Origin of the sequence: Georgenia muralis (assembly GCF_003814705.1) — a bacterium.
Taxonomy (GTDB): Bacteria; Actinomycetota; Actinomycetes; order Actinomycetales; family Actinomycetaceae; genus Georgenia; species Georgenia muralis.
In genome coordinates this window covers 2,909,880-2,935,237 of the sequence record NZ_RKRA01000001.1, presented here as the reverse complement: position 1 = coordinate 2,935,237, position 25,358 = coordinate 2,909,880, and the positions used below count along the sequence as shown (strand labels likewise).

Here is a 25,358-nt window from a genome sequence, read left to right as displayed (position 1 = left end):
TGCCGCCGGGGTCGTCGGGGGCGCCGTCGCCGGGCCGCGGGTGGTCGATCACGGGCACAGCGAGGTCCTTCTTCCTGGGGGCGGCCCGTCGATCCTCGCACAGGGCCGGCAGCGGCGCCCGCGGCGGCGGCGCCCCCCACCGTGTGGCACGGTGGGTCGAGCGTCAGCGTGGGCCCGAGCTCTCGCGGCGAGGCGGCGGACGGACGGAAGGCGGACCGGTGACCTGGATGGAGACCGAGCGCGAGGCGCTGGTGCAGACCCTGCGCGGGGCGGACCCCGAGGCGCCCACACTGTGCGAGGGCTGGTCCGTGCGGCACCTGCTCGCCCACCTCGTCGAGCGGGAGCAGGAGCCGGCGCGCTACGCCGCGGACATGGCGGCCACCCGGCTCGGCCGCGAGCCCGGTGCGGAACCCTTCCTGTCGCGGCTGGCCGGCTCCGCCGTCACCGCGCCGGGGTACGCCGCGCTGGTGGACCGGTTCGCCGGCGGGGGCTCGCGCATCGTGGCGCTCGGCGACCGCGCCCACCTGATCGAGTACGTCGTCCACCACGAGGACGTGCGCCGGGCGGGCACGGAGCCGGCCGAGCCGCGCGTCCTGCCCCCCGACCTCGTCCGGGCGGTGTGGCAGCACCTCGGTGCGCTCGCGCGCACGGCCTACCGGTCCTCCCCGGTGGGGGTCGTGCTCGTCGTGCCCGGCGGTCCGCGCAAGGTGGTGCGCCGCGGCGCCGACGCCGTCGTCGTCTCCGGCGACCCGGTGGAGCAGGCGCTGTTCGCGCTCGGGCGCCGCGAGGTCGCCGACGTGGAGATCCTCGGCGCCCCGGGGACCGTGGCCCGGTTCGAGGAGTGGGCGGACCTGGCCTGAGCCGTCCGCGCCTGGCCTGAGCCGCCCGTGGAGGAGCCGGGACGGTCAGCGGACGGTGACGCCCGCCGCGCGCATGTGGTCCTTGACCTCGCCGATCGTGAGGGTGCGGAAGTGGAAGACCGACGCCGCCAGCACGGCGTCGGCCCCGGCGAGCGCGGCCCCGGTGAAGTCCTCGACCTTGCCCGCCCCGCCGGAGGCGATGAGCGGGACGTGCAGCCCGGGACGGACGTCGGCGAGCATCGTGAGGTCGTAGCCGTCCTTGGTGCCGTCGGCGTCCATGGAGTTGAGGAGGATCTCGCCGGCACCGAGCTCGGCCCCGCGCAGCGCCCACTCCACCGCGTCGATGCCGGTGCCGATCCGGCCGCCGTGGGTGGTGACCTCGTACCCCGACGGCGTGCGGGTCTCGCCGGTGACCCGGCGCGCGTCGACGGACAGCACGACGACCTGGTTGCCGAACCGCTCGGCGACCTCGGTGATGAGCTCGGGTCGGGCGATCGCGGCGGTGTTGATGCCCACCTTGTCGGCGCCGGCCTTGAGGAGGCGGTCGACGTCGGCGACCGAGCGCACCCCGCCACCGACGGTGAGGGGCACGAAGACCTCCTCGGCGGTGCGCGAGACGACCTCCATCGTGGTGTGGCGGGCCTCGGCGGAGGCGGAGACGTCGAGGAAGGTGATCTCGTCGGCACCCTCGGCGTCGTAGCGGCGGGCGAGCTCGACCGGGTCGCCGGCGTCGCGCAGCCCCTGGAAGTTCACGCCCTTGACGACGCGACCGCCCGCCACGTCCAGGCAGGGGATCACGCGCACCGCGACCGACATCTCCACTCCTTCCCGGCGGGTCTGCCCCACCGGCGGCTACAGGTTAACCGCCCCGGTAGCCTCGCCCCGGTGAGCGTCCACGCCCCGCTCGAGGCCGTCCTCGGGCTCGTCACCGCCGCCCGGGCCCGGCACGACGGCCCGGGTCCGGTGGTGCTCGGCGTCGACGGCCGGTCGGGATCGGGCAAGTCGGACCTCGCCGGCGCGGTGACCGCGGCCCTGCGGGCCGACGGCACGGACGTGGCCCTGCTCGCCCTCGAGGACGCCTACCCCGGCTGGGACGGGCTCGCCGCCGGGGTGGCGGCCGTCGCGCGCGGTGTCCTCGCGCCGCTCTCCCGGGGCGAGCCGGGCACGGTGCGGACGTTCGACTGGGACGCGGCCCGCCCCGGCCCGGTGCTGCGGGTGCCGGCGCCGGGCCGGCCGCTCCCGGACGTGGTCGTCGTCGAGGGCTGCGGCGCGGGCTCGGCCGCCTGCGCGCCCTACCTCGACGTCCTGGTGTGGCTCGAGGCCCCCGAGGAGGTGCGCCGGCGGCGTGCGCTGGAGCGCGACGACCACACCTGGACCGAGCGCTGGGCGGCGTGGGCGGCGCAGGAGGAGGCCCTCCTGGCCGAGCGCGACGCCCGCGCCCTCGCCGACCTCGTGGTGCGGACCGCCTGACCCGTGGTGCGGACCGGCTGACCCGTGACGCGAACCGGCTGCGCCCCCGCCGCCGGTCCGCTCCGCCCGTGCCCTGACCCTGCCGACCGTGGCGCGGACGCCTGGCCCGATATACCCTTGGGGGTATGCAGAGACTCTCCCGCAGCATCCCCGCCCTCGCGGCCGCAACGGTCGCCGCCCTGCTCCTCGCCTCGTGCGGCACGGACGACGCCGGCTCGGCCGACCCCGGCGCCGTCTCGGTGGAACAGCTCCAGGGCAAGGTCGACCCGGCCGCCGCCGTCGAGGTCATCGACGCCGGCACGCACACCGTCATCGACGTGCGCACCCCCGCGGAGTTCGCCGAGGGCCACGTCGACGGCGCGGAGAACATCGACGTGCAGTCGCCCGACTTCGCCGACCGGATCGCCGAGCTCGACCCCGAGGGCGCCTATGTCGTGTACTGCCGCAGCGGCAACCGCTCGGCCGCGGCCTACCAGGCCATGCAGGACGCCGGGTTCACCTCGGTCGTCGACGCCGGCGGGTTCGACGCGCTCGTGGGCGCGGGCGTCGCCACGTCCTGAGCCCCGGCCCGGATCAGCCGGTCGTCTCCTCGGCGGCCGGCTCCGTCGTGTCCTCGGCCGGCTCGGTCTCCTCGGCCGGGTCCTCCGACGCCGGCTCCTCCGACGCCGGCTCCGTCTCCTCGGACGGCTCCTCCGTGGCTTCCGGGGACTCCTGGACCACGGCGTCCTCGTCGCCGCCGGAGGTGGCGAGGATGTCCACCACGAGGACCAGGGTCTCGGTGCCCTGCGCCAGGCCGGGCGGGATGACGAGCAGGACCTGGGACCCGACGTGCTGGTCGACCAGACCGTCGCGCAGGCCCGGGAAGACCTCGTCGATGGCGATCGTCTGGGGGACCTTGCCCTGCGCCCACGTGGAGTCGTAGTCCGTGCCGGACTCCCACGCCACGCCGGTGTACTGCAGGGTCACGCTCTGGCCGCGCCGCACCTGGGCACCGTCGCCGCGGATGAGCGGCTGGACCACCAGCGCGGTGGGGGGTTCACCCTCGGGCAGGCTGATCGACGGCGCGCCGTCGTCGGCCAGGCTCACGGTGGGCAGGCCCTCGCGCGGCTCGACCGCCTCGCCGCGGGCCCGGGTGTAGAGCACGTCGACGACGAGGAGCAGCATCCGGTCGACGTCGTCCTCGGTGATGGGCTGGCGCAGCAGCAGCCGGCTGCCCTCCTGGGCGCCCACGAGGACCGGGAAGAGGTCCTCGCCGACGTCCTCGCGGCTGAGCGTGAGTGTCTGCGCCACGCCCACCTCACGGTCCTCGACGAGCTCGCCGTCCTCGCCGTCGTAGGCCGTCAGGCTCAGGAGCATGGGCTCGCCCTCGGCGAGCTCGCGGCCCTCGCCCTCGATGAGCACGTCGACCGAGGAGTCCGCGAGCGGCAGCGGCGGGGTGAAGGTCACCACGGGCACCGAGCCGAACTGCCCGGAGACGGCGACCGCGTCGACGGTCTCCTCCTCGTTCGGGCTGTCCTGGTCCCCGCAGCCGGCGAGCATCACGAGCGCGACGAACGCCGCGACCAGCGCGGCGGCTCGGGCGCGGAGGGTGGTCTGGGTCCGGGTGCTGCGCTCCACGACAGGCAAGCCTACGTCGCCGCCAGGAGTGCCCCCGCTCACGCCTGCAGCGCCGCCATGAGCGCGTCGACCCGCTCGTCGACCGGCGAGAACGGGTCCTTGAGGACGACCGTGCGCTGGGCGGCGTCGTTGATCTTCAGGTGCACCCAGTCCACGGTGATGTCCCGGCGCCGCTCCTGCGCCGCGGCGACGAAGTCCCCGCGCAGCTTGGCCCGGGTCGACGCCGGCGGGTGGGTGACGGCGTCGGCGATCTCCTCGTCGGTGGTGATCCGGGCCATGAGACCGCGGGCCACGAGGGAGGGGGCCAGGCCCCGCACGGCGGAGATGTCGTGGTAGGCCAGCGAGAGCCGCGCGACGCGCGGGTCGTCCAGGCCGAGGGTGTGCTTGGCGCGGTAGCGCTCGAGGAGCCGGCCCTTGATCGCCCAGTCGAGCTCGGTCTCCACCAGGGAGTGGTCCTGGGTGCGCAGCGCCCGCAGCCCCCGCTCCCACAGCTCGAGGACCTTCCGCTGGACGGCGGTGAGCTCGGCGGACCGGCCCTCGGCGTCGAGGTGGCCGCGCACGCGCGCGTAGAACTCCTCCTGGATGTCCAGCGCACTGAGCCGCCGCCCGGTGGCGAGCTCGACCGGGACGGTGGCGGTGGTGTCGTGGGAGATCTCGCGGATCGCCCGCATGGGCTCGGCCAGGACGAGGTCGCGGATCTTGACGCCGTCCTCGAGGACGGCGAGCAGCAGCTCGGTCATGCCGACCTTGAGCATCGTCGTGGTCTCGGCGACCGAGGAGTCACCGACGATGACGTGCATGCGCCGGTAGAGCTCGGCGTCGCCGTGCGGCTCGTCGCGGGTGTTGATGATGGGGCGCGACCGGGTGGTCGCCGAGCTCATGGCGTCCCACATCTGGTCGGCGCGCTGGGAGAAGGCGTAGCTGGCGCCGCCGCCTGCGCGGGGGCGGATGTGCCCGGCGCCGGTGAGGATCTGCCGGGTGATGAAGAACGGGACGAGTGCCTCGCCCATGGCGGGGAAGTCCCGGCGGCGGCGCACGAGGTAGTTCTCGTGGCAGCCGAAGGAGTTGCCGGCCGAGTCGACGTTGTTCTTGAACAGATGGATCGTCCCGGCGATCCCCTCCTCGGCGAGGAGGCCGTTGGCCTCCTCGGTCATCTCGTCGAGGATGCGCTCCCCGGCCCGGTCGTTGACGACGAGCTGGTGGACGTCGTCGCACTCGGCGGAGGCGTACTCCGGGTGCGAGCCCACGTCGAGGTAGAGCCGGGCCCCGTTGCGCAGGAAGACGTTGGAGGAACGGCCGAGGGCGACGACGCGGCGGAAGAGGTAGCGCGCGGCGTCGTCGGCGGTGATGACCTGCTGCTCGTGCCCCGGCGCGGCCGGGGGCTGGGCGCAGGTGATGCCGTACTCCGTCTCGACGCCGAAGATGCGCCTGGCGGTCACTGGCCGCCCTTCTGCACGAAACCCTGCACGAAGGTCTCGGCGTTGGCCTCCAGGACGGAGTCGATCTCGTCGAGGAGGCTGTCGACCTCCTGGACCCGGGTCTGCGCCGCGGCCGCGACAGGCGGGTCGACGGGGTCCGGCTCGTCCCGCCGGGTGGTGCGGCGCTGCTCCTGCTGTGCCATGTCTTCCTCCTGCTGTTGCGTCGTTCCAGGTTACGGCGTGGCGCCGCGCCCGGCGGCTGGGCGCGCGCCCGTGAGAGCCTCGAGCAGCTCCGCGGCGGTCTCCGCGCCCTCGAGGAGGGCGCCGACGTGGGCGCGGGTGCCGCGCAGCGGGTCGGTCATGGGCACGCGCACGAGGTGCTCGGCGCCGGGGACGTCCAGGACTACCGACTCCCAACTCGCCCCGGCGACCTGGCCGGGGTAGCGCTCGACGACCTGCCCGCGGAACCAGGCCCGGGTGTCGGTGGGCGGGGTGCGCTCGGCGGCGAGGACCTCGGCGTCGGTGACCAGCCGCTCGACGCGCCCGGCGGCCGCCAGGCGGGCGACGATGGAGCGCTCGGGCCGCAGGTCCGACCACTGCAGGTCCAGCGCCTGGATCTTGGGGTGGTCCCACGGGAGGTTCTCCCGCTCGCGCATGCGCTCGAGGAGCTGGAGCTTGCCCAACCACTCCACCTCCGCGGCGGCCGTGGCGGGGTCGGTGGCCAGGCGGTCCAGCACACCGGCCCACCGCTCGAGCACGTCGGCGGTGGCGGCGTCGACCCCGGCGGGCGGCGCGGCCCGGCGCACGGCGTCGGCGACGACGTCGAGGTAGACGCGCTGGATCTCCAGGGCGGTCATCTCGCTGCCGTCGCTCATGGTCAGCCGGTGGGTCAGGGACGTGTCGTGGCTGACCGCCCACGTCTCCCCCACCGGGTTGGCGATCATGAGGGCGTCGAGCTGCAGCGGGACGGCGTCGTTCTCCAGCAGCCACAGCAGCAGGGCGGTGGTGCCGACCTTGAGGTAGGTGGAGACATCGAAGAGGTTGGCGTCGCCGCCGATGACGTGCAGGCGCCGGTAGCGCTCGGCGTCGGCGTGGGGCTCGTCGCGGGTGTTGATGATCGGGCGGTTGAACGTCGTCTCCAGGCCCACGTCGTTCTCGACGTAGTCGGCGCGCTGGGAGATCTGGAAGCCGGGCCGCTCGCTGCGCTGGCCCAGGCCGACCCGGCCCGCCCCGCAGAAGATCGGCCGGGTGACGAAGAACGGGGTGAGGTAGCGGATGATGTCGCCGAAGTTCACCGACCGCTCGACGAGGTAGTTCTCGTGGGTGCCGTAGGCGGCGCCCTTGCCGTCGACGTTGTTCTTGTACAGGACGACGTCCGGGGCGAGCGCCGTGGCGTGGAGGGCGTCCATCGCCCCGCGCATGACGAGCTCGCCGGCGCGGTCCCAGCGCACGGCGTCGAGGGGGTTGGTCACCTCGGGGCTGGAGTACTCGGGGTGGGCGTGGTCGACGTAGAGCCGGGCCCCGTTGGTGAGCACGGCGTTGTTGGCCGTGGGCAGGGCGAGCTCGGCGGCGCTGGGGCGGCGCAGGCGGGTGGTGCGCACGGCGCCGTCGCCCTCGCGGGCGCCCACGCCACCGACCTGGCGGGCGTCCTCGCCGTCGCCGTCCTCCGCCGGCGCGGGCGCGTCCGGGTCGTCGGTGAGCTGGGAGGGCCGGGCGCTGGCCCGGTCCAGGCGGAACCCGCGCGCGTCGGCGAGCGGGTCCTCCCCGGCGTAGTCCCAGCGGACGGTGCGCCCGCGCAGCGCGGACCCCGCGTACGCGGCGACGACGTGGGCGGACAGCACCATCGGGTTGGCGCCGGGGTTGCCGTGCTCGAGGAGCCCGTACTCGGTCTCGATGCCCATGGGGCGGTGCACGCTCATCGGTCCCCCTACAGGTAGCCGCCGGTGGGCGTGATGGTGTCGACGTCGCGGGCACCGAGGTGGTCCGCGGCCGCGCCGTGGACGTCGCCCACGGTGGTGCCGGACCCGCCGTGGTGGACCGGGAGGTCGTGGACGCCCCTCCCCTCGTCCGGCGCGGGCAGGGACCTCCCGGCGCCGAGGGTGCGGATGAACGTGATCCGCTCGCCCTTCTTGCCGCTGACCCGCGCCCACTCGTCGGGGTTGGTGGTGTTGGGCAGGTCCTCGTTCTCGCGCATCTCGGCCGACAGCGCGCCGAGGAGGTGCTCGGTGCGCAGGCCGCGCTCGCCGGTGGCGAGGAGGTCCTTGATGGCCCGCTTCTTGGCGCGGTCGACGATGTTGGCGATCATCGCGCCCGAGGCGAAGTCCTTGAAGTGCAGGACCTCCTTCTCGCCGCTGGCGTAGGTGACCTCGAGGAACTCGTTCTCCGGCCCGGTGCCGAAGAGGGCGGTCACGGCGGCGTCGGTCATCGCGGCGACGGCGGCGGCCGCGTCGCCGTCGTGACGGTCGAGCTCGGCGGGGTGCAGGGGCAGGTCGGTGGTGAGGTACTTGGCGAAGATCTCCGTCGCGCCGTCGGCGTCGGGGCGCTCGATCTTGATCTTCACGTCCAGGCGGCCCGGCCGCAGGATGGCCGGGTCGATCATGTCCTCGCGGTTGGAGGCACCGATGACGATGACGTTCTCGAGCTTCTCGACGCCGTCGATCTCGCTGAGCAGCTGCGGGACGATCGTCGTCTCGACGTCGGAGGAGACGCCGGTCCCGCGGGTGCGGAACAGGGACTCCATCTCGTCGAAGAAGATGACGACGGGGATGCCCTGGACGGCCTTCTCCCGGGCGCGGGCGAAGATGACCCGGATCTGCCGCTCCGTCTCGCCGACGTACTTGTTGAGGAGCTCGGGGCCCTTGATGTTGAGGAAGTAGCTGCGGGCCGCGCCGACCCGCTCCTCGCCGCGCTCCTCCCGCCGCCGGTCGGCGGTGCCGGCGAGCGAGGTCGCCACCGCCTTGGCGATGAGGGTCTTGCCGCACCCGGGCGGGCCGTAGAGCAGGACGCCCTTGGGCGGCTTGAGGCCGTGCTCGCGGTAGAGCTCGGGGTGGAGGAAGGGCAGCTCGACGGTGTCGCGGATCTGCTCGATCTGCGGGCCGAGGCCGCCGATGTCGGAGTACTGGGTGTCGGGCGTCTCCTCGAGGAGGAGCTCCTCGACCTCGGAGCGCACCACCCGCTCGGTGACGAAGTTCGTGCGCATGTCGGCGGTGAGGGCGTCCCCGACGCGCAGGTGCACCCCGAGGAGCGGGCCGGCCAGGCGCATGACGCGCTCGTCGTCGCTGCGGGCGAGGACCAGGACACGGTCGCCGTCGAGGACCTCCTTGACCGTGACCAGCTCGCCGGTGGTCTCGTACGGCCCGGCGGCGATGAGGAGGAGCTGCTCGTTGAGGCGGACCTCCTGCCCCGGGTGCAGGGCGCCGAGGGGGACCGCGGCGGAGACGGCGACGCGCATCTTACGGCCGCCGACGAAGACGTCGGCCTCGCGCTCCTCGAGGTGCCCGGCGAGGAACGTGCCGTACGAGCCGGGCGGCTTCGAGACGTTGTCGAGCTGGTCCTGGAGCTGGACGAGCCGCTGGCGGGCGGCGTCGAGAGCCTCGGCGAGCCGCTCGTTCTTCGACGCCAGCGAGATCGCCTGCTGCTCGAGCTCCCGGGCCCGGGCCTCCCCGAACCGGTCCGCCTGTGCCATGTCCGTCCCTTCGTCGGCCGACCCGACCACCCTATGCCCGGGTCCGGACACGCTGCCGCCGTGGGGGTGTGGCGGCCGTCTCAGGCGCGGTCGTCAGGCTCCTCGGGGGTGGCCAGGGTCGCGGCGCTCCGGGCGGGCCCGACCGGTGCGGCGGTCCCGCCGGGGCCTACCTGCTCGGTGGTCGTGGCCGGACCCGCGGGCTCGGTGGTGGTGACCGGACCCGCCGGCTCGGTGGTCGTGGCCGGACCCGCCGGCTCCGTGGTCGTGGCCGGACCGGGCTGAGAGGCCATGCCGGTCTCCTCCATGACGCTGCGCCGGTGGATGTCGCGGCGGACCCGGCGGACCTTCTTGTCCGAGATCGACCGCTCGCCGACGTCCTCGGGCGCCCACTCGCCGTCGGGGGCGTAGGCGCCCTTGGCGGGCCGGCGGGTGCGCTGGGGCGGGGTGGTGCCCGGGGCCAGGCGCCGGGTGGTGACGAGGAACCCGGTGTGCCCGATCATCCGGTGGTCGGGGCGCACGGACAGGCCCTCGAGGTGCCAGGTGCGCACCATCGACTCCCACGCGCGCGGCTCGGTGAACTGCTCGCTCGTGCGGGCGTCCTCGACGAACCGGCTCAGCTGGGTGGTGGTGGCGACGTAGGCGATGAGCACCCCGCCCGGCGCCAGGGCGTCCGCGGCGACGGCGAGGTTGTCCCACGGGGCGAGCATGTCCAGGACGATCCGGTCCACCGAGCCGGGCTCGACGGCGCCCGGCAGGACGTCGGCGAGGTCGCCGGCGCGGACCTCCCACGCCGGGTGCGGCCCGCCGAACCAGGACTCGACGTTGCCGACGGCGATGTCGGCGAAGTCCTCGCGCCGCTCGACCGAGAGGAGGTGGCCGCGCTCCCCCACCGCCGAGAGCAGGCTCATGCTCAGCCCGCCGGAGCCGACGCCGGCCTCGACCACGCGGGCGCCGGGGAAGATGTCGCCCATCTGGACGATCTGGCCGGCGTCCTTGGGGTAGACGACGGCCGCGCCGCGGGGCATGGACAGGACGTAGTCGCTGAGCAGCGGGCGCAGCGCGAGGACCTGGTGCCCGGTGGCGGTGGTGACGACCGAGCCGTCCGGGCGGCCGATGAGCTCGCTGTGCCGGAAGGAGCCGCGCTGGCTCTGGAAGAAGCCGTCGTGGGTGAGGACGACCGTGTACAGCCGGCCCTTGGTGTCGGTGATCTGGACCCGCTCGCCGGCCCGCAGCGGACCCCGGCGCCGGGCGGGACCGCCCGGCAGGTCGGCGTCGTCCTGCGGGTCCGCGACGCCCGGAGCGTCGTCGAGGGCGGGGGGCGTGGGGGGCTCGTTGGTCACGACGGGCGAGTCTACGCAGCCGCCCGGCACGGGCCGGGCCGGCCGGCGGGGCTCAGGCGGGCCGGCCGAGCGCGCGGGCGACGTCGGCGACCCGCACCATGCCGAGGACCTGACGGTCCTGGGTGAGGAGGACCTCGCTGGTGTGCCGCTGCGCGCGCGCGACCGCGGCGACCGCCTCCGGCCCGGTGACGTGCCCGACCACCATCTCGCGGTAGAGCGTCCGGGCGACGGCGTCGAGCGGCGTCGAGGCCCGGTGCTGCGGGGGGATCGCCGCGAGTGCCTCGACGTCGACGACGGCGACCGGCACCTCCCCGCGCATGAGCACCACGGTCGGTCCGTCGGCCTCACGCGTCTCGGGGGCGCGCACGTCGAGCTCGGCGACGGCGGTGCCGGCCGGGACGAGGAGTACGGGCCGGGCGAGGGGGCGCAGGTCGAGCCCCTCGGCCGCCCGGTGCACCTTGGCCGACGCCAGGGCCTGGCTCGCGCCGCTCCACAGGACCGAGGCGAGCAGCGCCACCCAGATGATGGTGGTGAGGTCGGGGCTGCGGCCCTGGAGCAGCGGGACGCCCAGCGCCCACACCGCCAGCCCCCCGGCGACGACGCGCCCGCCCCACGCCGCGGCGACCGTGCCGGGGTAGCGGCGCCCCGTGACCTTCCACACCAGCGCCTCGAGGACACGGCCGCCGTCGAGGGGCAGCCCCGGCAGGAGGTTGAACCCGGCGACGAGGGCGTTGGTGATCGTCGCGCCCCACAGGACGATCCACAGCGGCGTGGGCAGGTCCGCCCGGGTCGCGGCCCAGGCGGCCGCGGCGAGGACGAGGTTCGCCGCCGGGCCCGCGGCGGAGACCACCGCCGAGGCGCCGGGCGAGGAGAGGTCGCGGTCGAACGCGGTGTGCCCGCCCCAGAAGGTGACCACGTACTCCCGGGCCGGGGAGCCGTACCGCGCGGCCGTCATGCCGTGGGCGAGCTCGTGGAGGAGGACCGAGACGAACAGCACGACGACGAAGCCGAGGGTGGTCAGGGCGATGGTCACGGCGTCCGCGCCGCCGAGGACGCGCTGCACGAAGGGGAAGTAGATGAGGAGGATGAGGCCGGCGACGAGCAGCCAGGACGGGGACAGGACCACGGGCACGCCGGCCACCCGGCCGATCACCCACCCGGAGGTGCGGCGGGCACCGCGCTGTTGACTCACCCGCCCCAGGGTAGGCGAGTCCTCCCCCGCCGCCCCGGGTGCCGGGCCGTCCCCACGCCGCGCGGGGGTGCACGGCGATGTCGGCGGGCGCGGTTACCGTGGCCGCCATGACGATCGAGACCGCGACCGTGCCGCTCACCGCGGCCGACCCGCTCACCGCGGCCGACCCGCTGCCGCCCGGGGCGGGCGGGGAGGGCCGCCGCCGCGCGGCCCTGTCGCCCTCCCGGGCCAAGGACTTCAACCAGTGCCCGCTCCTCTTCCGCTTCCGCACGGTGGACCGGCTCCCGGAGCCGCCCAGCCCGGCGGCCGTCAAGGGCTCCCTCGTCCACGCGGTTCTCGAGCACCTCTTCGACCTGCCCGCGGCCGGGCGCACCGAGGCCGCAGCCCAGGAGCTGCTCGACCCGCAGTGGACGGCGCTGCGCGCCGGCCGGCCCGAGGTCACCGAGATGTTCACCGGGCCGGAGGACCTCGCGGCGTGGCTGGCCCAGGCCCGCAGCCTCCTCACGCAGTACTTCCGGATGGAGAACCCGCGGCGGCTCGAGCCCGCGGAGCGGGAGCTGCTCGTCGAGACCGAGCTCGCCTCCGGGGTGCTGCTGCGTGGGTACGTCGACCGCCTCGACGTGGCCCCCGACGGCGCGGTGCGGGTGGTCGACTACAAGACCGGCCGCTCGCCGAACCCCCGCTTCGTCGAGGAGGCGCTGTTCCAGATGCGGTTCTACGGCCTCATGCTGTGGCGCCTCAACGGGACGGTCCCCGCCCGGCTCCAGCTCGTCTACCTCGGGGACGGCCGCACCCTGACCCACGACCCGCACGAGGCGGAGCTCCTCGCCGTCGAGCGCATGCTCGACGAGCTGTGGTCGACGATCGCGGCGACCGCCCGCTCCGGCGACTTCCAGCCGCGGCGCTCGCGCCTGTGCGACTGGTGCAGCCACCAGGCCCGCTGCCCGCTCTTCGGCGGCGAGCAGCCCCCGCTGCCCGAGGAGGGGCTCGCGCACCTGCTCACCGTCCAGGCCGGCTGAGAAGCCTCGCCGTCCGGCCCGGGCCTGGCACGGCTCACGCGCGGGTGGCGACCACCTCGTCGACGTCCTCGCCGTCGAGGATCCGTCCGAGCAGGTCCAGGTCGAGGCGCTCGAGGGAGCGCAGCCGGCTCAGGCCCGGCCGGGCGGCGACGTCGACCATGAGCGGCACGGCGATCGTCCGCGCACCGGCGGCCAGGGCCGAGCTCGCCCCCACCGGGGAGTCCTCGATCGCGACGCACCGGCGCACGTCCACCCCGAGGCGGCTCGCGGCCGTGAGGTAGGGCTCGGGGTGCGGCTTGCCGTGGGTGACCTGGTCGCCGGAGACGACGGTGGCGAACGTCCCCGCGGGCGATCCCTCGACGACGGCGGTGGTGACCTCGGCGTAGGACATCGTGACCAGCGCACAGGGCACGCCGGCGCCGGCCATGAGCGCGAGGAACGCCTGGGCCCCGGGCCGCCACGGGGTGCCCTCGCGCCGCATGCGCTCCACAACGCCGGCGACCAGCTCGGCCACCAGGTCGTCGGGCTCCCCGGCGAGCCCGGTCTCGTCGAGGATGATCCGGGCGGCCGTGCGCAGGTCCTGCCCCACGAGCTTGAGCCCCTGCTCGTGCGACCAGGTGGAGCCGTGCCGCTCGACCACCTCGTGCTCGGTGGCGAGCCAGTAGGGCTCGGTGTCGACGAGGGTGCCGTCCATGTCGAGCAGGACGGCGGCGGGCAGGGAGGGGCTGGACGTCATGGACCGACGATAGGGCGCCGGCGACGCGCGGACCGCACCGGTCCACCCCGGACGGCCCGGGGCCCGTGCGGTGTCTAGGGTGTTCCCATGACCAGCAGCCATGACGCGGAGCGGGACGACGCCGCCGGTGGGCACGACCTGCCCCCCGCCATCCTCCTGGCCGCGTTCGAGGGCTGGAACGACGCCGGCGGTGCCGCCACCCAGGCGCTGGAGGTCATCGCCGAGGCGTGGGACGCCGAGGTCGTCCACGAGCTCGACCCGCAGGACTTCCACGACTTCCAGGTCAACCGGCCCCAGGTGAGCACCGACGAGGAGGGCAACCGCCTCCTCACCTGGCCCGAGACGACGATCTCGGTCGTCACGACCCCGCTGGCGGGTCGAAAGGTCGTCCTCGTCCAGGGCGTCGAGCCGTCCTTCCACTGGCGCGACTACTGCGACGAGATCCTCGACGTCGCCACCGAGCTCGAGGTCGGCACCGTCGTCGGGGTCGGTGCGCTGCTCGCCGACGTCCCCCACTCGCGGCCCATCCCGGTCCAGACCTCCTCCAACGACCCCCAGGTCCAGGCCCTCCTCGGGGTGGAGGGCTCGGACTACGAGGGCCCCTCGGGCATCGTCGGCGTGCTCGGGCACTACGCCACCGAGCGGGACCTGCACACCCTCAGCGTGTGGGCGGCGGTGCCGCACTACGTCGCGCAGCCGCCCTCGCCGAAGGCGACCCTGGCGATCCTCGTCAAGCTCGAGGAGCTCGTCGGCGAGCCGCTGCCGGTGGGCGAGCTGGCCGAGGACGCCCGCGCGTGGCAGGCGGGGGTGGACGAGCTGGCGGGTCAGGACCCCGACGTCGCGGAGTACATCCAGCAGCTCGAGCAGGTCAAGGACACCGCCGAGCTGCCCGAGGCCAGCGGTGAGGCCATCGCCCGGGAGTTCGAGCGGTACCTGCGCCGCCGCGACACGGGCAAGGGCGACAAGGGCGGGCCGCCCGCACCGGGCGGGCGCTGAGTCCTCGGATCCACACGCCCTAGCAGGCCCCACACCTGGGGGCACAAGGAGTGCGGGCGCGGTCCCACGCACCGAGACCGCGGGGACCGGCCGACCCGGGGAGTGAGACGTGTCCCGGGCGCGCTCAGACGCCGGCGGACGCGGCCCTACGTTCTCCGACGTCCGGACCGCCGCGCGTCCGGCCCCTGCCTCCCGCACAAAGGATCACCATGCTCCTCACCGGCCTCGTCCTGGGCGCCGCGCTCGGGTTCGTCCTCCAGCGCGGGCGCTTCTGCGTCACCGGCGCGTTCCGTGACGTCTTCGTCGCCCGCAAGACCACCTGGCTCACCGCCTTCGTCCTCGTCATCGCCGTCCAGGCGGTCGGGGTGGCGGCGCTCGAGGGCCTCGGGGTCATCAGCCCCGCCTCCGACCCCCTCCCGCTGGGAGCCGTGGTCGTGGGCTCGCTCATCTTCGGCTACTCCATCGTCCTGGCGGCCGGGTGCGCCACCGGCACCGTCTACCGCTCGGGGGAGGGCCTCGTCGGGTCCTGGATCGCCCTGATCTTCTACGGCGCCTCCGCCGGCGCCATGAAGTACGGCGTCTTCGCCGACCTCACCACCTGGGCGCGATCCCAGACCGTAAGCCTCACCACGATCCACGAGACGCTCGGGATCTCCTCGTGGTTCCTCGTGGCCGGGCTGCTCGCCGCGACCCTCTACGCCGTCCACCGGCACCTGTCCGTGCCGCGCCGGCCGGTCGCCACCCTCCCACCGCGCCGCACCGGGGTCGCGCACGTGCTCCTGGAGAAGCGCTGGCACCCGTTCGCCACCGCCCTCGTCATCAGCGTCATCGCGATCGCCGCCTGGCCGCTGTCCACCGCCACGGGGCGCGAGGCCGGCCTGGGCATCACCACGCCCGCCGCGGACATCGCCACCTACGTCGTCACGGCCGACACCGAGCTCATCGACTGGGCGGTCTTCCTCCTCGTCGGGATCGTCCTCGGCTCCTTCATCGCCGCGAAGGCCTCCGGGGAGTTCCGGATCCGGGTTCCCGACGCCACCACCGTGCTGCGCTCGATCGCCGGCGGCATCGGGATGGGCGTCGGCGCCGCCCTGGCGGGCGGCTGCACCATCGGTGCCGCCATGGTCGCCACCGCCCAGTTCTCCTGGGAGGGGTGGCTGGCCTTCGGATTCATGCTGCTGGGCACCGGCCTCGCCGCGAAGGTCTACATCATCAACCCCTCCCGCGCCGCCGCCGGCGACCGGGCCCCCGCCCTCACCAACGCCTGACCGAGAGAGAGACCACCATGAGCACCCACGTCCTGAAGACCGACGGCCAGGTCTGCCCGTTCCCCCTCGTCGAGGCCAAGGCCACCATCGCCGCCATCCCGATCGGCGACGAGCTGGTCATCGACTTCGACTGCACGCAGGCCACCGAGGCCATCCCGCAGTGGGCCGCGGACAACGGCTACCCGGTGACGAACTTCGACCGCCGGGGCGACGCGAGCTGGACCATCACCGTTCAGAAGGCCTAGACCGACGACGACGTCGCCAAGACCACGACGACGGCGCCCGGTCCACCCCTCGGGGTGGGCCGGGCGTCGTCGTGACGTCAGACGGCGACGCCGAGCAGGGCGTCGACAGCGCGGCGCGCAAGGTCCGGGCCATCGGCACCGGCCGGGGCGGACGCGTCGCCGTCAGAGGCCGCGTCGCCGTCGCCGTCACCGTCGCCGTCGAGCGCGCGGTCGACCCACGCGTCGACCGCCGCCAGCGCGGCCGGGGCGTCGAGATCGGCCGCGAGGGCCCGCCGGACGTCGTCGAGCAGCTCCTCGGCGGACGGTCCCGAGCCGTGCATCGCCTCGCGCCAGCGGCCCAGCCGGGCGGTGGCCACGGCGAGGTCGTCGTCGGTGTACTCCCAGTCGGTCCGGTAGTGGTGGGCGAGGAGGACGAGCCGCACGGCCATGGGGTCGGCGCCGTCGGCAAGGAGCCGTGAGACGAGGACGAGGTTGCCGCGCGACTTGCTCATCTTCTCGCCGTGGTAGCCCACCATCCCGGCGTGGACGTGCAGCAGCACGGGCGCGGGCTCCCCGGTGAGGGAGCGCAGGTGCGACTCGCTCATCTCGTGGTGCGGGAAGACGAGGTCGCGGCCGCCGCCCTGGACCTCGACCACCGGGCCGAGGTGGCACCGGGCGATGCAGGCGCACTCGATGTGCCACCCGGGCCGGCCACGGCCGAGCGTGCCGCCGTCCCAGTCGGGCTCGCCCGCGCGGGTGCGGCGCCACAGGAGCGGGTCGAGGGCCTGGCGCTTGCCGGGCCGGCCCGGGTCGCCGCCGTTCTCCCCGAAGACGTCGACCATCGCGGCGTGGTCCAGGTGGGCGCCGACGCCGAAGAAGGGGTCCACCGAGGTGTCGGCGTAGACGTCGCCGAGGTCGTCACCGGCGACGGCGGCCTCCTCGGGCGTGAGCGGGACGCGGTAGGCGGTGCCCGCGCCGAGCATGCCCTCGACCGCACCGACGACCGTCTCCATCGACTCCACGGCACCGATGTAGTGCTCCGGCGGGACCACGCGCAGGGCGGTCATGTCCCCGCGGAACAGCTCGATCTGGCTCGCGGCGAGCTCGCGCCAGTCCACGCCGGTGGCCGTCGCCCGCTCGAGGAGCGGGTCGTCGACGTCGGTGACGTTCTGGACGTAGCGGACGTCCCGGCCGGCGTCGCGCCAGGCCCGCACGAGCAGGTCGAAGGCGGTGTAGGTGTTCGCGTGGCCGAGGTGGGTGGCGTCGTAGGGCGTGATGCCGCAGACGTAGAGCGTGGCCGGCTCCTCCGTGCCGCGGGTGGGCACCAGGACGCGGGCGGTGGAGTCGAAGAGGTGCACCCGTGCACCGTGCCCGGGGAGGGCGGGGACGTCGGGGGCGGACCAGCTGTGCACCGGTGAACCTTACAGTCCGGTCCCGTCCGGTCGCCCGGCGGGTCCAGCTCGCGGATCAGCCGGGCGGCGCCGACCCGAGGATGCGCCGGTCGCCGGCGCCGGTGCGTCGGGCGACCGGCGTCAGCCGGCGGCGGAGGCGCCGCCCGGGACGGCGTCGATGACCCCGGCGACGATGAGGACGACGACCGCGGCGGCAAGCATGAGCCGGTAGACGACGAACGGCTTGTAGCTGTTGTGGGAGACGAAGGCGAGGAACCACACGATGACGGCGTAGCCGACGACGAACGCGACGGCGGTGGCCAGGGCGATGAGGGCGCCCGGCACGTCGGCCGCGCCGGGCGTCGGCTCCCCTATGAGGACGTCGGAGAAGAGCTTGTAGAAGCCCGACGCCATGACCGCTGGGATGGCGAGGAGGAAGGCGTACCGGGCGGCGGCCTCGCGGGTGTACCCCAGGAGCAGGCCGGCGGTGATGGTGCCGCCCGAGCGGGAGACGCCCGGGATGAGGGCGAGGGCCTGGGCGAGGCCGTAGAGAACCGCGTCGCGCCACGTCATCTGGTCCAGGGTGCGGGTCCGCCGGGAGGTCGCGTCCGCCCAGCCGAGCAGGAGGGCGAAGATCGCCAGCATGGCAGCGGTGATGTAGAGGTTGCGCAGGGTCTCGTCGATCGCCGACTCGAAGAGCAGGCCGAGGACGGCGATGGGGATCGAACCGGCGATGACGAACCAGCCCAGGCGGGCGTCGGGGTCGGTGCGCGGGACCGTGTTCTTCCACGGACCCACCGGCAGCGCACCGAACCAGGCCCGCATGATCCGCCAGATGTCCTTGCGGAAGTAGATGACCACCGCGGTCTCGGTGCCGATCTGGGTCACCGCGGTGAAAGCCGCGCCGGGGTCGGCACCGGAGGGCAGGAGCTCCCCCACGATCCTCAGGTGCGCGCTCGAGGAGATCGGGAGGAACTCGGTGAGGCCCTGAACGAGCCCGAGGACGATCGCTTCCCACCATGTCACGGGGGGTCACCCTACTTCGCGGTCGTGACGAGGAGGTGACGGCCCGGGCGTGTTCCGCGCCACGCGGGCTTCTGGCGCCACCTGTGCGGCGCGTGCGCCGAGGGGTGGCGGCAGCGGGGCGGACGGCCGTCGGCCACTACGGTGGTGCCCCATGAAGCAGCGCAGGGTCGGGGCCACCGGTCTGATGGTCTCCGACATCGGGCTGGGCACGATGACCTGGGGCCGGGACACCGACGAGCACGACGCGGGCGAGCAGCTCGAGGTCTTCCTCGACGCCGGCGGGACCCTCGTGGACACGGCCGCCTCCTACGGCGACGGCGCCGCCGAGTCGGTCATCGGCGCCCTGCTGGCGGGCGAGGTCGACCGCGAGGACCTCGTGCTCGTGACCAAGGCCGGTGTGCGGACCCGGCGCACACCAGATGGCGGGGGCGTCGTCGACGCCTCGCGCGGCTCGCTCCTGGACACCCTCGACGCCTCGCTCGAGCGGCTGGGCACCGACCACGTCGACCTCTGGCTCGTCCAGTCCCCCGACGCCGCCACCCCGCTCACCGAGACCCTCTCGGCCCTGGATCAGGCGGTGCGCAGCGGCCGCACCCGCTACGTGGGGCTGTCGAACTACCCGGCGTGGACGACCGCCCGCGCCGCGACCCTGCTCGCCGCGCCAGCCGGTCCGGGCCTGGCGGCGGTGGAGGTGGAGTACTCCCTCCTCCAGCGCGGGATCGAGCGCGAGCTCCTCCCGGCCGCCGAGGCGCTGGGCGCCGGGGTGCTGGCGTGGTCACCGCTGGGTCGCGGGGTGCTCACCGGCAAGTACCGCGCGACGGTGCCGGCCAGCTCACGGGCGGCGTCGCCGCACCTGCGCGGGTTCGTCGACCCCTACCTCAACGAGCGGGCCGGCGGGGTCGTCGAGGCCGTCGCGACGGCGGCGAGCGGGCTGGGCCGGACGGCTCTCGAGGTGGCCCTGGCCTGGGTCCGGGACGCCCCCGGCATCAGCTCGGCCATCACCGGCGCGCGGACGGCGGGTCAGCTGCGCGGGGTGCTCGCGGCGTCGGACCTCGCGCTGCCCGCGCCCATCCGGGCCGTGCTGGACGAGGTCACCGCCCCCGAGCTGGGCTACCCCGAGCGCTTCTGAGCTCAGGACTCGTCGTCCTCGTCGCCGTCCTCGTCGTCGTCTTCATCCTCGTCGTCGTCGAAGTCGTCCTCGTCGTCGTCCTCTTCGGTGTAGATGTCGAAGGGCGTGTCCACCCCGAAGCCGGTGAAGAGCGCGTCGTCGTAGGTGTCGAAGGCGTCCATGAGGGTGTTCGCTGCGGCGACCACGGCCGGGGCGTCACCGTCCTGCGACGCCGCGACGGCGTCGTAGTGCGCCTCGAACGCGGCGATGAGTCGGTCGAGCGCAGCCCGGGGGTCGTTTGCCATGGCCTGAGCGTAGCGTCCCCGGCGAGGCGATTCACCCGTTGCCAAAGCACCGTGGATACGCTGTGATTTCCGGATCCAGCGGACCGCGGGAGAGCATGTGGACATGCCGACGGAGAAGAACCGGACCGCCGCCGCCCGCCGGCGTGCGGCCACCCCGGGCACCTACTACGAGTACCGGACGCTGAGCCTGCCCGGGTCCGTGAGCAACGGTGACGTGCGCCGTCTGCTCACCGACGAGGCCGAGTACGGCCGCTGGGAGCTGGCCCGCACACGGCTGTACCTGGGTGGGTCGCGACGCGTGTGGTTGCGCCGCAAGGCCATGCGGGTGCCGAGCACCCTCTGACCTAGGACGTGTTGCTAAATCCATTGCAGAGCGGCGGAGAGGCAGATCCCTGCCGCGTATGACCGGGCGGTCTTGTCGTAGCGGGAAGCGAGTCCGCGCCACTGCTTCACGAAGTTGAAGCACCGCTCGACGACGTTGCGGCCCTTGTAGCGCTCCCGTTGGTCATCGCCGAAGTCGATCGGACGGCCCGGCCGCTTGCGACGGTGCGCGATCTGGTCGTCGCGTTCGGGGATCGTGGCCTTGACCTGAGTTCCACAGGGTTAGTGCCCCGTCGTGGTGATGGCCGGTAGGTGGTCGAGGATCTCGCGGGCGTCGGGGGTGATGGCGGGGTCTGCGGTGATGTGGTGGCCGTTGATGCTGATGGTCGCCGAGCGCAGGGGCCGCAGGGTGTTGACGATCTTCTTCAAGGATTTGCCGGTCGCGGTGGTGAGGTAGCGGCTGATGGCGAGAGCAGCGAAGACGACCGTGAGGTGGGCCTCGATGGCTTCGCGTTGGTGGTGGAAGACCGGGCGGGCGCGCAGGTCGGACTTGGTCATGCGGAAGGACTGCTCGACCCGCCACAGGTCGTGATATGCGCTGATGACCGCCGCGCCGGTCATCGTCTCGACGGGCAGGTTGGTCACATACCCCTTCAGCCCGGCGAGCTGACGGGCCCGGTCGATGGTGGCCTGGTCGAGCTCCTTGGTGGCGCCGGAGACCTTTAGGAACCGGGTTTTCCTCAGCGGGGCTGTGCCGGCGGCGATCTTCTCCGCCTTGGCGATCATCAAGTTGATGTCCCGGTCATCGCGCTTGTTCCGCTTGAACGACCACTGGTAGACCACCCGCCGCTCCCGGGCATTCGTCCCGGTGCCCATCACCCGGGTCGACTCCAGGATCTGCCCGTCGTCGAAGTAGTTGCCGTTGCGTTCGAAGTGTTCGGCCAGGTCGTAGGGTGCCTTGGTCAGCCGCGAGCCGACGATGAAGGAGAACCCCGCGTCCTCCAGGGCGTTGAGATTGGCCGCGGAGAGCATGCCGGCGTCAGCGACGACGACCATGTCCATCACGCCGTGGCGTTCCTGGAAGGCCCGCAGGACCGGCACGATCGTCGTGGTCTCGGCCTTGTTGCCCTCGAACAGGTGGACCTCGAGGGGGAAGCCACCCGGGTCGACCAAGAGCCCGACCTGGACCTGGGGGTCGACCCGGTGCTCCTTGCTCATCCCGACCTTGCGCAGGTCGTCCTCGTCCTCGTTCTCGAAGTGCAGGGTGGTCACGTCGTACATCACCAACGCGGCCGTGCCGCTGGTGCGGGCGGAATGGGCCAGGCACGCCTTGGCGAGCCGGTCGCGGTAGTCCCTGCCCTGCGCCCGTCGCAGGGCCGCGTAGAGCGTGTTCAGGTGCGGGGCGCTGACCCCGATCTCCTCCAGCACCCGCACCGTGTCGGCCTTGGACGTCGGCTCGACGAGCCGGGCCAGGACCACCGCGGCGAACGCCTCGTCCTTCAACGACTCGAACCCCAGGACCCGGTAGGCGTCGGAGAGGACCTCCCACAGCACCCGGCTCGAGGTCCCGACCACATGGGCACGCACCGCAGAAGACACGGCCGGGGTGTCCAGGCCCAGGTCGAGTTCGTCCTGGCCGGCGTTGAGACGCTCTCGGGCGGCCTGGACCAGCACCGCCAGCTCGAGCTCGTCACGGGCAGAGCCCAGATGCTCCACGATCCGGCGCACCCCACCGCGCTTCTCCGCGATCTGTACCGCGGTCGCCCCAGAGGCGGTCTTCACCTTGCGGATGTAGGGCGACACATCCTGAGAATACCCGCCAACTTAGTGCCCCAAATCAACCCACCACAGAGCCCTGACCAGCACAAACACCGCTCAGCCCGCCACCACCTGTGGAAGTCGGGTTGACGCCGCGCTCGCGCAGCCAGGCCCGGTTCTTCTTCGACGGGTAGCCCTTGTCCGCGAGCACCCGGTCCGGTCTCGTGCGCGCGGGCCCTCGGCCGGGGATGTGGATCTCGTCGAGTACGCAGGTGAACATGCTCGTGTCTGCGACCTGCCCGCCAGTGAGGACGAACGCCAGCGCCCGGGCCTTCCCGTCGCAGACGAGATGGATCTTCGTCGTCAAACCACCCCGTGACCGGCCGATCGCGTGGTCAGGAGGCTCTGGACCGGACTTCTTGTAGTTCGACGGATCCCCCTGTGACCCGGGGCAAGGTCGCGCCATGCTGATGGACACGCGCGATCGAGGAATCCACCGACACGACCCAGTCGATCTCGTCAGCGAGCGACGCCCGCTTCTGCACGTGGGTGAGCAGGTCCTCCCAGACGCCGTCGCTCGCCCACCGGCGGAAGTTCTTGTAGATCGTGTTCCAGCTCCCGAACCGATCGGGGAGGTCTCGCCACGCCGATCCCGTGCGGAACCGCCACGCGGTCGCCTCGACCACTGTGCGCCGATCCACCGGAGGACGGCCCCGTGTCCTCGCCGGCGGGAACACGTCCCGGATCAGCTCCCAGACCTCGTCCGTGATGACATCTCGCGACACGACTCAAGAATCACCCGAAGGCTCCACACCCACATTTAGCAACACGGCCTAGGTGCACCGGTCGATGCACAAGGTTCAAACCTTTGCTTCGTGGTGCGAAGACAAGAAGCAGGCGGCGACGGACTCGGATGCCGACCGCGGGCGTCTTGTGGTCACTCGCCGAGCAGGTGGAACTCGTTGAGGAGCTCGCCGATCTCGGTGTCGTCGATCCGCTTCATCAACAGCTTCCGGGTGAGGGAGCCTCCTGGGATCTTCAGTTCCTCGCCGTCGCGCAGGCGACTGGTGGCGGCCAGGAGCTTGCGGATGTCGTAGGTGGAGTTGAACACCTCGGGCACGCCGCGTTCGATATCGAGCAGCGTGTAGACGGCCTCCATGGGTGTGCGGACGGAGTACTCGGTGGTGAAGATGCAGTCGCGTTCGGCCGATTCGGAGAACTGGCCGATGAACGCGAAGTTCACCGAGCCTGCGGGGACGACGTCGGGGCGGTCGCCGGCTTGGCGGGGCATGAAGAACGCCGTCACGTAGGGCATCATCACCGGCACGGTCTTCGCGGCGTTCGCTGCGAGCTCGTCGATCTGGTCGATCGGCACGCCGAGGTGGTACAGCCATTCGCGAGCGATCTCCTCGCCCGTGGACTCCTGGATCGTCTTGCCGGTGTAGTCGCCGGGAACGTCGGTGAAGAGCGCGTAGACCCAGATCACGACCTCGTTGGGCTTCTGTTGCTTGAAATGCGGCTGGCGGTTCACCGTCCACGACAGCAGCCAGCTTGAGTCGGTGGCGGTCACGATGCCGCCGGTGACGACCTTGCCGCTAAGCGGGTCGCGCTTGGCGATCTTCTCGATATAGGCGGGGATGCGCGCATCCAAGGTGGTGACGGTCGCCGACTCCCATTTCGTCTCCGGGATGTGGTCGGCGAAGACGCCAGGACGTCCGAACGAGGGGTGCTTCGCCGCCACGTTCCGCCACAGGTCCCATGCTGGCGCCGGTCCGTCGTCGAGTTTCGCGGGGGTCTGCTGATCGCCCTCGTCGGAGTTCTCGGTCAGGGAGCCGATCGTCATGAACACCAGATCGTTCTCGGAGAGATCGACACCGTCGCCCGGGGCTCCGTTTTCGCGGGAGGTCCAGTGGATGTGCGTGGCCTGCTTCCGGCCGGTCTCCTCGTCGATGTCGAAGTCGACATCGTTCACGGTGGTGGAGAAGTGGAAGACCACGCCTTGGTCCAGCAGCCACGTGTAGAGGGGCAGCACGAGCGATTCGTACTGGTTGTATTTGGTGAACTTCAGCGCCGAGAAGTCGGGCAGGCCGCCGATGTGGTGGATGAAGCGGTGCAGATAGAGCTTCATCTCCAGCGCGGAGTGCCATTCCTCGAAGGCGAACATGGTGCGCCAGTACATCCAGAAGTTGCTCTTCAGGAACTCCTCGGAAAACACCTCGTTGATGCGCTTGTTCTCCATCTCCCCGCGGGTGGCGAGGAAGACCTTGACGATCTCCTTTTGCGCCTTCTCCGAGAGCGTGAACAGCCCGTCGGTGCGCGCGTCTTCACCCCGGTTCACGGTCGCGCGCTGCAGCGAGTAGTTAGGGTCGTCGCGGTTGAGCCAGTAGAACTCGTCGAGCACACTCGCGCCCTCGATCTCCAGCGAGGGGATCGAACGGAAGAGGTCCCAGAGGGTCTCGAAGTGGTCCTCCATCTCCCGTCCGCCGCGGATCACGAAGCCCTTCTTCGGTTCCTTGATGCCGTCCAACGCACCGCCGGGCAGCTTGAGCTCTTCGAGGATGGTGATCTTGTTGCCGGGCATCTGCCCGTCGCGGATGAGGAAGGCGGCGCCGGCCAGCGAGGCGAGCCCCGCTCCCACGAACCACGCCGACTTGCCATCGACGCCTTGCGGCTTGCGGGGACGCGCGAATGCCTCGTAATTGCCCGCGGTGTAACGCATGAGTGTGCTCCTGCTTCTTGTCGTGTCGTGATGAGGTGGATGGTTATTTGGCGTCGTAGGTGTAGAAGCCCTCGCCGGTGGCCACGCCGAGCTTGCCCTTATCGATGTAGTTCTCCTTCAGCCACTGCCCCAGCTGTTTGCCCTCGCCGGACTGGGACAGGATGTTGTACGGCGTTGTGAGGCCGATGATGTCGGTGATCTGGAAGGGTCCCATCGGTGCCCCCGTGGCGATGCGCCACACGTTGTCGATATCCTTCGGGTCGGCATAGCCGCCCGCGGCGAGCGCGTAGCCTGCGTTGAGGAAGGGGACCAGCAGCGAATTGAGCACATAGCCCGCCTTCTCCTTGTGGATCGGGATCGCCACCATGCCGATCTCGCCCGCGAAGGCGACAACCTCGTCGAACACGGCGGGGTCGGTGTCGGCGGTGCCCATCACCTCGGCGGTGTTGAACTTCCACACCTGGTTCGCGAAGTGCAGCGCGAGGAACCGTGCGGGGCGGCCGGTGAAGTCCTTCAGATCGCTCGGCAGCAGCGTCGACGAGTTCGTCGCGAAAATGGTCTTCGCGGGGGCCACCTTGCCGAGCTGCTCATAAGTCTGTTGCTTCAGCGCGAGCACTTCCGGGATCGCCTCGATGACGAGATCGGCATCCGCGACAGCGGCCGCGAGCTCGGAGGAATACGTGATGTGCGTGAGCGCCGCATCCGCCTTGCCTTCGGCGGCACCGGCGACACCGTCGGCCTGATAGGTCGACGCGAGTCCTTCGAAGCGCTCCTTCGCCTTCGCCAGGATCTCGTCGCTGATGTCGTACGCGGTCACCTTGAATCCGCTGAACGCGGTCTGGTAGGCGATCTGGGACCCGAGCACCCCTGTGCCGAGCACCGTCACGTTCTTGATGTTTGACATG

The 25,358-nt window shown here is 72.4% G+C and carries 26 protein-coding genes; 9 read left to right on the top strand and 17 right to left on the bottom strand.

All coding sequences use genetic code 11. From position 1 onward, the window contains the following. Positions 1 to 227 precede the first annotated feature (227 nt). Positions 228 to 860, top strand: coding sequence for a TIGR03085 family metal-binding protein (locus EDD32_RS13215; protein ID WP_246006292.1), 633 nt, complete (start codon positions 228 to 230; stop codon positions 858 to 860). 45 nt (positions 861 to 905) lie between these two features. Here the strand turns inward: EDD32_RS13215 and hisF are convergent, their stop codons facing one another. Continuing rightward, the gene (hisF, locus tag EDD32_RS13210) at positions 906 to 1,676 is read right to left on the bottom strand and encodes an imidazole glycerol phosphate synthase subunit HisF (protein WP_123918174.1); all 771 of its coding nucleotides are present in this window, start codon (positions 1,674 to 1,676) and stop codon (positions 906 to 908) included. 69 nt (positions 1,677 to 1,745) lie between these two features. On the opposite strand from hisF, the gene EDD32_RS13205 reads away from it, so the two are divergent. Together EDD32_RS13205 and EDD32_RS13200 are read left to right on the top strand one after the other, a co-directional pair. After that, positions 1,746 to 2,330: a uridine kinase family protein gene (locus tag EDD32_RS13205; RefSeq protein ID WP_246006127.1), complete on the top strand. Its 585-nt coding sequence runs from the start codon at positions 1,746 to 1,748 to the stop codon at positions 2,328 to 2,330. A 125-nt stretch (positions 2,331 to 2,455) separates the two neighbouring features. Beyond that, positions 2,456 to 2,890, top strand: coding sequence for a rhodanese-like domain-containing protein (locus EDD32_RS13200; protein ID WP_123918172.1), 435 nt, complete (start codon positions 2,456 to 2,458; stop codon positions 2,888 to 2,890). A gap of 13 nt (positions 2,891 to 2,903) precedes the next feature. Here EDD32_RS13200 and EDD32_RS13195 read toward each other — a convergent pair whose 3' ends face one another. The 7 genes from EDD32_RS13195 to EDD32_RS13160 all read right to left on the bottom strand — a co-directional run bounded on the left by EDD32_RS13195 (position 2,904) and on the right by EDD32_RS13160 (position 11,582). Further along, positions 2,904 to 3,947: an FKBP-type peptidyl-prolyl cis-trans isomerase gene (locus EDD32_RS13195; RefSeq protein ID WP_123918170.1), complete on the bottom strand. Its 1,044-nt coding sequence runs from the start codon at positions 3,945 to 3,947 to the stop codon at positions 2,904 to 2,906. Positions 3,948 to 3,985: 38 nt separating this feature from the next. After that, on the bottom strand, positions 3,986 to 5,386 hold the full coding sequence (gene pafA, locus EDD32_RS13190) for a Pup--protein ligase (protein ID WP_123918168.1): 1,401 nt from the start codon (positions 5,384 to 5,386) through the stop codon (positions 3,986 to 3,988). Further along, complete coding sequence (locus EDD32_RS13185) at positions 5,383 to 5,568, bottom strand: ubiquitin-like protein Pup (RefSeq protein ID WP_123918166.1); 186 nt, start codon at positions 5,566 to 5,568, stop codon at positions 5,383 to 5,385. Before EDD32_RS13185 ends, pafA begins: the two co-directional genes overlap by 4 nt. A 30-nt stretch (positions 5,569 to 5,598) precedes the next feature. Continuing rightward, positions 5,599 to 7,284, bottom strand: a complete 1,686-nt coding sequence (gene dop, locus EDD32_RS13180; protein ID WP_123918164.1) for a depupylase/deamidase Dop — start codon at positions 7,282 to 7,284, stop codon at positions 5,599 to 5,601. 8 nt (positions 7,285 to 7,292) lie between these two features. Then, positions 7,293 to 9,050 carry a proteasome ATPase gene (gene arc, locus EDD32_RS13175; protein WP_211338820.1) on the bottom strand — a complete coding sequence of 586 codons (1,758 nt, stop codon included), beginning with the start codon at positions 9,048 to 9,050 and terminating at the stop codon, positions 7,293 to 7,295. A gap of 80 nt (positions 9,051 to 9,130) precedes the next feature. Continuing rightward, positions 9,131 to 10,315 (bottom strand): tRNA (adenine-N1)-methyltransferase, encoded by a 1,185-nt coding sequence (locus EDD32_RS13165; protein ID WP_211338974.1) that lies wholly within the window; start codon positions 10,313 to 10,315, stop codon positions 9,131 to 9,133. 127 nt (positions 10,316 to 10,442) lie between these two features. Beyond that, entirely contained in the window at positions 10,443 to 11,582 is a 1,140-nt protein-coding gene (locus EDD32_RS13160; protein ID WP_123918160.1) for a site-2 protease family protein, read from the bottom strand. 107 nt (positions 11,583 to 11,689) lie between these two features. On the opposite strand from EDD32_RS13160, the gene EDD32_RS13155 reads away from it, so the two are divergent. After that, positions 11,690 to 12,601 carry a RecB family exonuclease gene (locus tag EDD32_RS13155; protein WP_211338819.1) on the top strand — a complete coding sequence of 304 codons (912 nt, stop codon included), beginning with the start codon at positions 11,690 to 11,692 and terminating at the stop codon, positions 12,599 to 12,601. Between the two features lie 34 nt (positions 12,602 to 12,635). Here the strand turns inward: EDD32_RS13155 and EDD32_RS13150 are convergent, their stop codons facing one another. Beyond that, positions 12,636 to 13,337, bottom strand: a complete 702-nt coding sequence (locus EDD32_RS13150) for an HAD family hydrolase (protein WP_123918158.1) — start codon at positions 13,335 to 13,337, stop codon at positions 12,636 to 12,638. Positions 13,338 to 13,424: 87 nt separating this feature from the next. Here EDD32_RS13150 and EDD32_RS13145 point away from each other — a divergent pair, with 87 nt between their 5' ends. From EDD32_RS13145 to EDD32_RS13135, 3 genes are all read left to right on the top strand, one after another. Next, on the top strand, positions 13,425 to 14,333 hold the full coding sequence (locus EDD32_RS13145; RefSeq protein WP_123918156.1) for a proteasome assembly chaperone family protein: 909 nt from the start codon (positions 13,425 to 13,427) through the stop codon (positions 14,331 to 14,333). A gap of 209 nt (positions 14,334 to 14,542) precedes the next feature. After that, positions 14,543 to 15,601 carry a YeeE/YedE family protein gene (locus EDD32_RS13140; RefSeq protein ID WP_123918154.1) on the top strand — a complete coding sequence of 353 codons (1,059 nt, stop codon included), beginning with the start codon at positions 14,543 to 14,545 and terminating at the stop codon, positions 15,599 to 15,601. A gap of 17 nt (positions 15,602 to 15,618) precedes the next feature. Continuing rightward, positions 15,619 to 15,846, top strand: a complete 228-nt coding sequence (locus EDD32_RS13135; protein ID WP_123918152.1) for a sulfurtransferase TusA family protein — start codon at positions 15,619 to 15,621, stop codon at positions 15,844 to 15,846. A 77-nt stretch (positions 15,847 to 15,923) separates the two neighbouring features. Here EDD32_RS13135 and mshC read toward each other — a convergent pair whose 3' ends face one another. Beyond that, on the bottom strand, positions 15,924 to 17,237 hold the full coding sequence (mshC, locus tag EDD32_RS13130; RefSeq protein ID WP_123918150.1) for a cysteine--1-D-myo-inosityl 2-amino-2-deoxy-alpha-D-glucopyranoside ligase: 1,314 nt from the start codon (positions 17,235 to 17,237) through the stop codon (positions 15,924 to 15,926). A gap of 120 nt (positions 17,238 to 17,357) precedes the next feature. Next, entirely contained in the window at positions 17,358 to 18,242 is an 885-nt protein-coding gene (locus tag EDD32_RS13125; RefSeq protein ID WP_123918148.1) for an undecaprenyl-diphosphate phosphatase, read from the bottom strand. A gap of 151 nt (positions 18,243 to 18,393) precedes the next feature. Here EDD32_RS13125 and EDD32_RS13120 point away from each other — a divergent pair, with 151 nt between their 5' ends. Next, positions 18,394 to 19,371 (top strand): aldo/keto reductase, encoded by a 978-nt coding sequence (locus EDD32_RS13120; RefSeq protein WP_123918146.1) that lies wholly within the window; start codon positions 18,394 to 18,396, stop codon positions 19,369 to 19,371. Between the two features lie 2 nt (positions 19,372 to 19,373). Here EDD32_RS13120 and EDD32_RS13115 read toward each other — a convergent pair whose 3' ends face one another. Continuing rightward, complete coding sequence (locus tag EDD32_RS13115; protein ID WP_123918144.1) at positions 19,374 to 19,655, bottom strand: DNA primase; 282 nt, start codon at positions 19,653 to 19,655, stop codon at positions 19,374 to 19,376. Positions 19,656 to 19,758: 103 nt separating this feature from the next. Between EDD32_RS13115 and EDD32_RS13110 the strand changes: the two genes are divergently transcribed. After that, positions 19,759 to 19,998: a DUF5703 family protein gene (locus EDD32_RS13110; protein WP_123918142.1), complete on the top strand. Its 240-nt coding sequence runs from the start codon at positions 19,759 to 19,761 to the stop codon at positions 19,996 to 19,998. A gap of 260 nt (positions 19,999 to 20,258) precedes the next feature. On the opposite strand, the gene EDD32_RS13100 is transcribed toward EDD32_RS13110, so the two are convergent. The 5 genes from EDD32_RS13100 to EDD32_RS13080 all read right to left on the bottom strand — a co-directional run bounded on the left by EDD32_RS13100 (position 20,259) and on the right by EDD32_RS13080 (position 25,357). Beyond that, positions 20,259 to 21,779 (bottom strand): IS1634 family transposase, encoded by a 1,521-nt coding sequence (locus tag EDD32_RS13100; protein WP_211338818.1) that lies wholly within the window; start codon positions 21,777 to 21,779, stop codon positions 20,259 to 20,261. A gap of 34 nt (positions 21,780 to 21,813) precedes the next feature. Next, complete coding sequence (locus EDD32_RS13095) at positions 21,814 to 22,200, bottom strand: transposase (protein ID WP_281274919.1); 387 nt, start codon at positions 22,198 to 22,200, stop codon at positions 21,814 to 21,816. After that, positions 22,130 to 22,519 carry an IS5 family transposase gene (locus EDD32_RS13090; RefSeq protein WP_123918138.1) on the bottom strand — a complete coding sequence of 130 codons (390 nt, stop codon included), beginning with the start codon at positions 22,517 to 22,519 and terminating at the stop codon, positions 22,130 to 22,132. The genes EDD32_RS13095 and EDD32_RS13090 overlap by 71 nt, the downstream gene beginning before the upstream one ends. 152 nt (positions 22,520 to 22,671) lie before the next feature. Further along, positions 22,672 to 24,453 (bottom strand): oleate hydratase, encoded by a 1,782-nt coding sequence (locus tag EDD32_RS13085; protein WP_123918136.1) that lies wholly within the window; start codon positions 24,451 to 24,453, stop codon positions 22,672 to 22,674. 43 nt (positions 24,454 to 24,496) lie between these two features. Continuing rightward, complete coding sequence (locus tag EDD32_RS13080; RefSeq protein WP_123918134.1) at positions 24,497 to 25,357, bottom strand: 3-hydroxyacyl-CoA dehydrogenase; 861 nt, start codon at positions 25,355 to 25,357, stop codon at positions 24,497 to 24,499. Between the last annotated feature and the right edge of the window lies 1 nt (position 25,358).

Bases quoted from the DNA above. Each gene is read 5' to 3' on its own strand.
- EDD32_RS13215 (WP_246006292.1), top strand. From the start codon at position 228: ATGGAGACCGAGCGCGAGGCGCTGGTGCAGACCCTGCGCGGGGCGGAC.
- hisF (WP_123918174.1), bottom strand. From the start codon at position 1,676: ATGTCGGTCGCGGTGCGCGTGATCCCCTGCCTGGACGTGGCGGGCGGT.
- EDD32_RS13200 (WP_123918172.1), top strand. From the start codon at position 2,456: ATGCAGAGACTCTCCCGCAGCATCCCCGCCCTCGCGGCCGCAACGGTC.
- EDD32_RS13185 (WP_123918166.1), bottom strand. From the start codon at position 5,568: ATGGCACAGCAGGAGCAGCGCCGCACCACCCGGCGGGACGAGCCGGAC.
- dop (WP_123918164.1), bottom strand. From the start codon at position 7,284: ATGAGCGTGCACCGCCCCATGGGCATCGAGACCGAGTACGGGCTCCTC.
- arc (WP_211338820.1), bottom strand. From the start codon at position 9,050: ATGGCACAGGCGGACCGGTTCGGGGAGGCCCGGGCCCGGGAGCTCGAG.
- EDD32_RS13155 (WP_211338819.1), top strand. From the start codon at position 11,690: ATGACGATCGAGACCGCGACCGTGCCGCTCACCGCGGCCGACCCGCTC.
- EDD32_RS13150 (WP_123918158.1), bottom strand. From the start codon at position 13,337: ATGACGTCCAGCCCCTCCCTGCCCGCCGCCGTCCTGCTCGACATGGAC.
- EDD32_RS13145 (WP_123918156.1), top strand. From the start codon at position 13,425: ATGACCAGCAGCCATGACGCGGAGCGGGACGACGCCGCCGGTGGGCAC.
- EDD32_RS13140 (WP_123918154.1), top strand. From the start codon at position 14,543: ATGCTCCTCACCGGCCTCGTCCTGGGCGCCGCGCTCGGGTTCGTCCTC.
- EDD32_RS13135 (WP_123918152.1), top strand. From the start codon at position 15,619: ATGAGCACCCACGTCCTGAAGACCGACGGCCAGGTCTGCCCGTTCCCC.
- EDD32_RS13120 (WP_123918146.1), top strand. From the start codon at position 18,394: ATGAAGCAGCGCAGGGTCGGGGCCACCGGTCTGATGGTCTCCGACATC.
- EDD32_RS13115 (WP_123918144.1), bottom strand. From the start codon at position 19,655: ATGGCAAACGACCCCCGGGCTGCGCTCGACCGACTCATCGCCGCGTTC.
- EDD32_RS13110 (WP_123918142.1), top strand. From the start codon at position 19,759: ATGCCGACGGAGAAGAACCGGACCGCCGCCGCCCGCCGGCGTGCGGCC.
- EDD32_RS13095 (WP_281274919.1), bottom strand. From the start codon at position 22,200: ATGGCGCGACCTTGCCCCGGGTCACAGGGGGATCCGTCGAACTACAAG.
- EDD32_RS13085 (WP_123918136.1), bottom strand. From the start codon at position 24,453: ATGCGTTACACCGCGGGCAATTACGAGGCATTCGCGCGTCCCCGCAAG.
- EDD32_RS13080 (WP_123918134.1), bottom strand. From the start codon at position 25,357: ATGTCAAACATCAAGAACGTGACGGTGCTCGGCACAGGGGTGCTCGGG.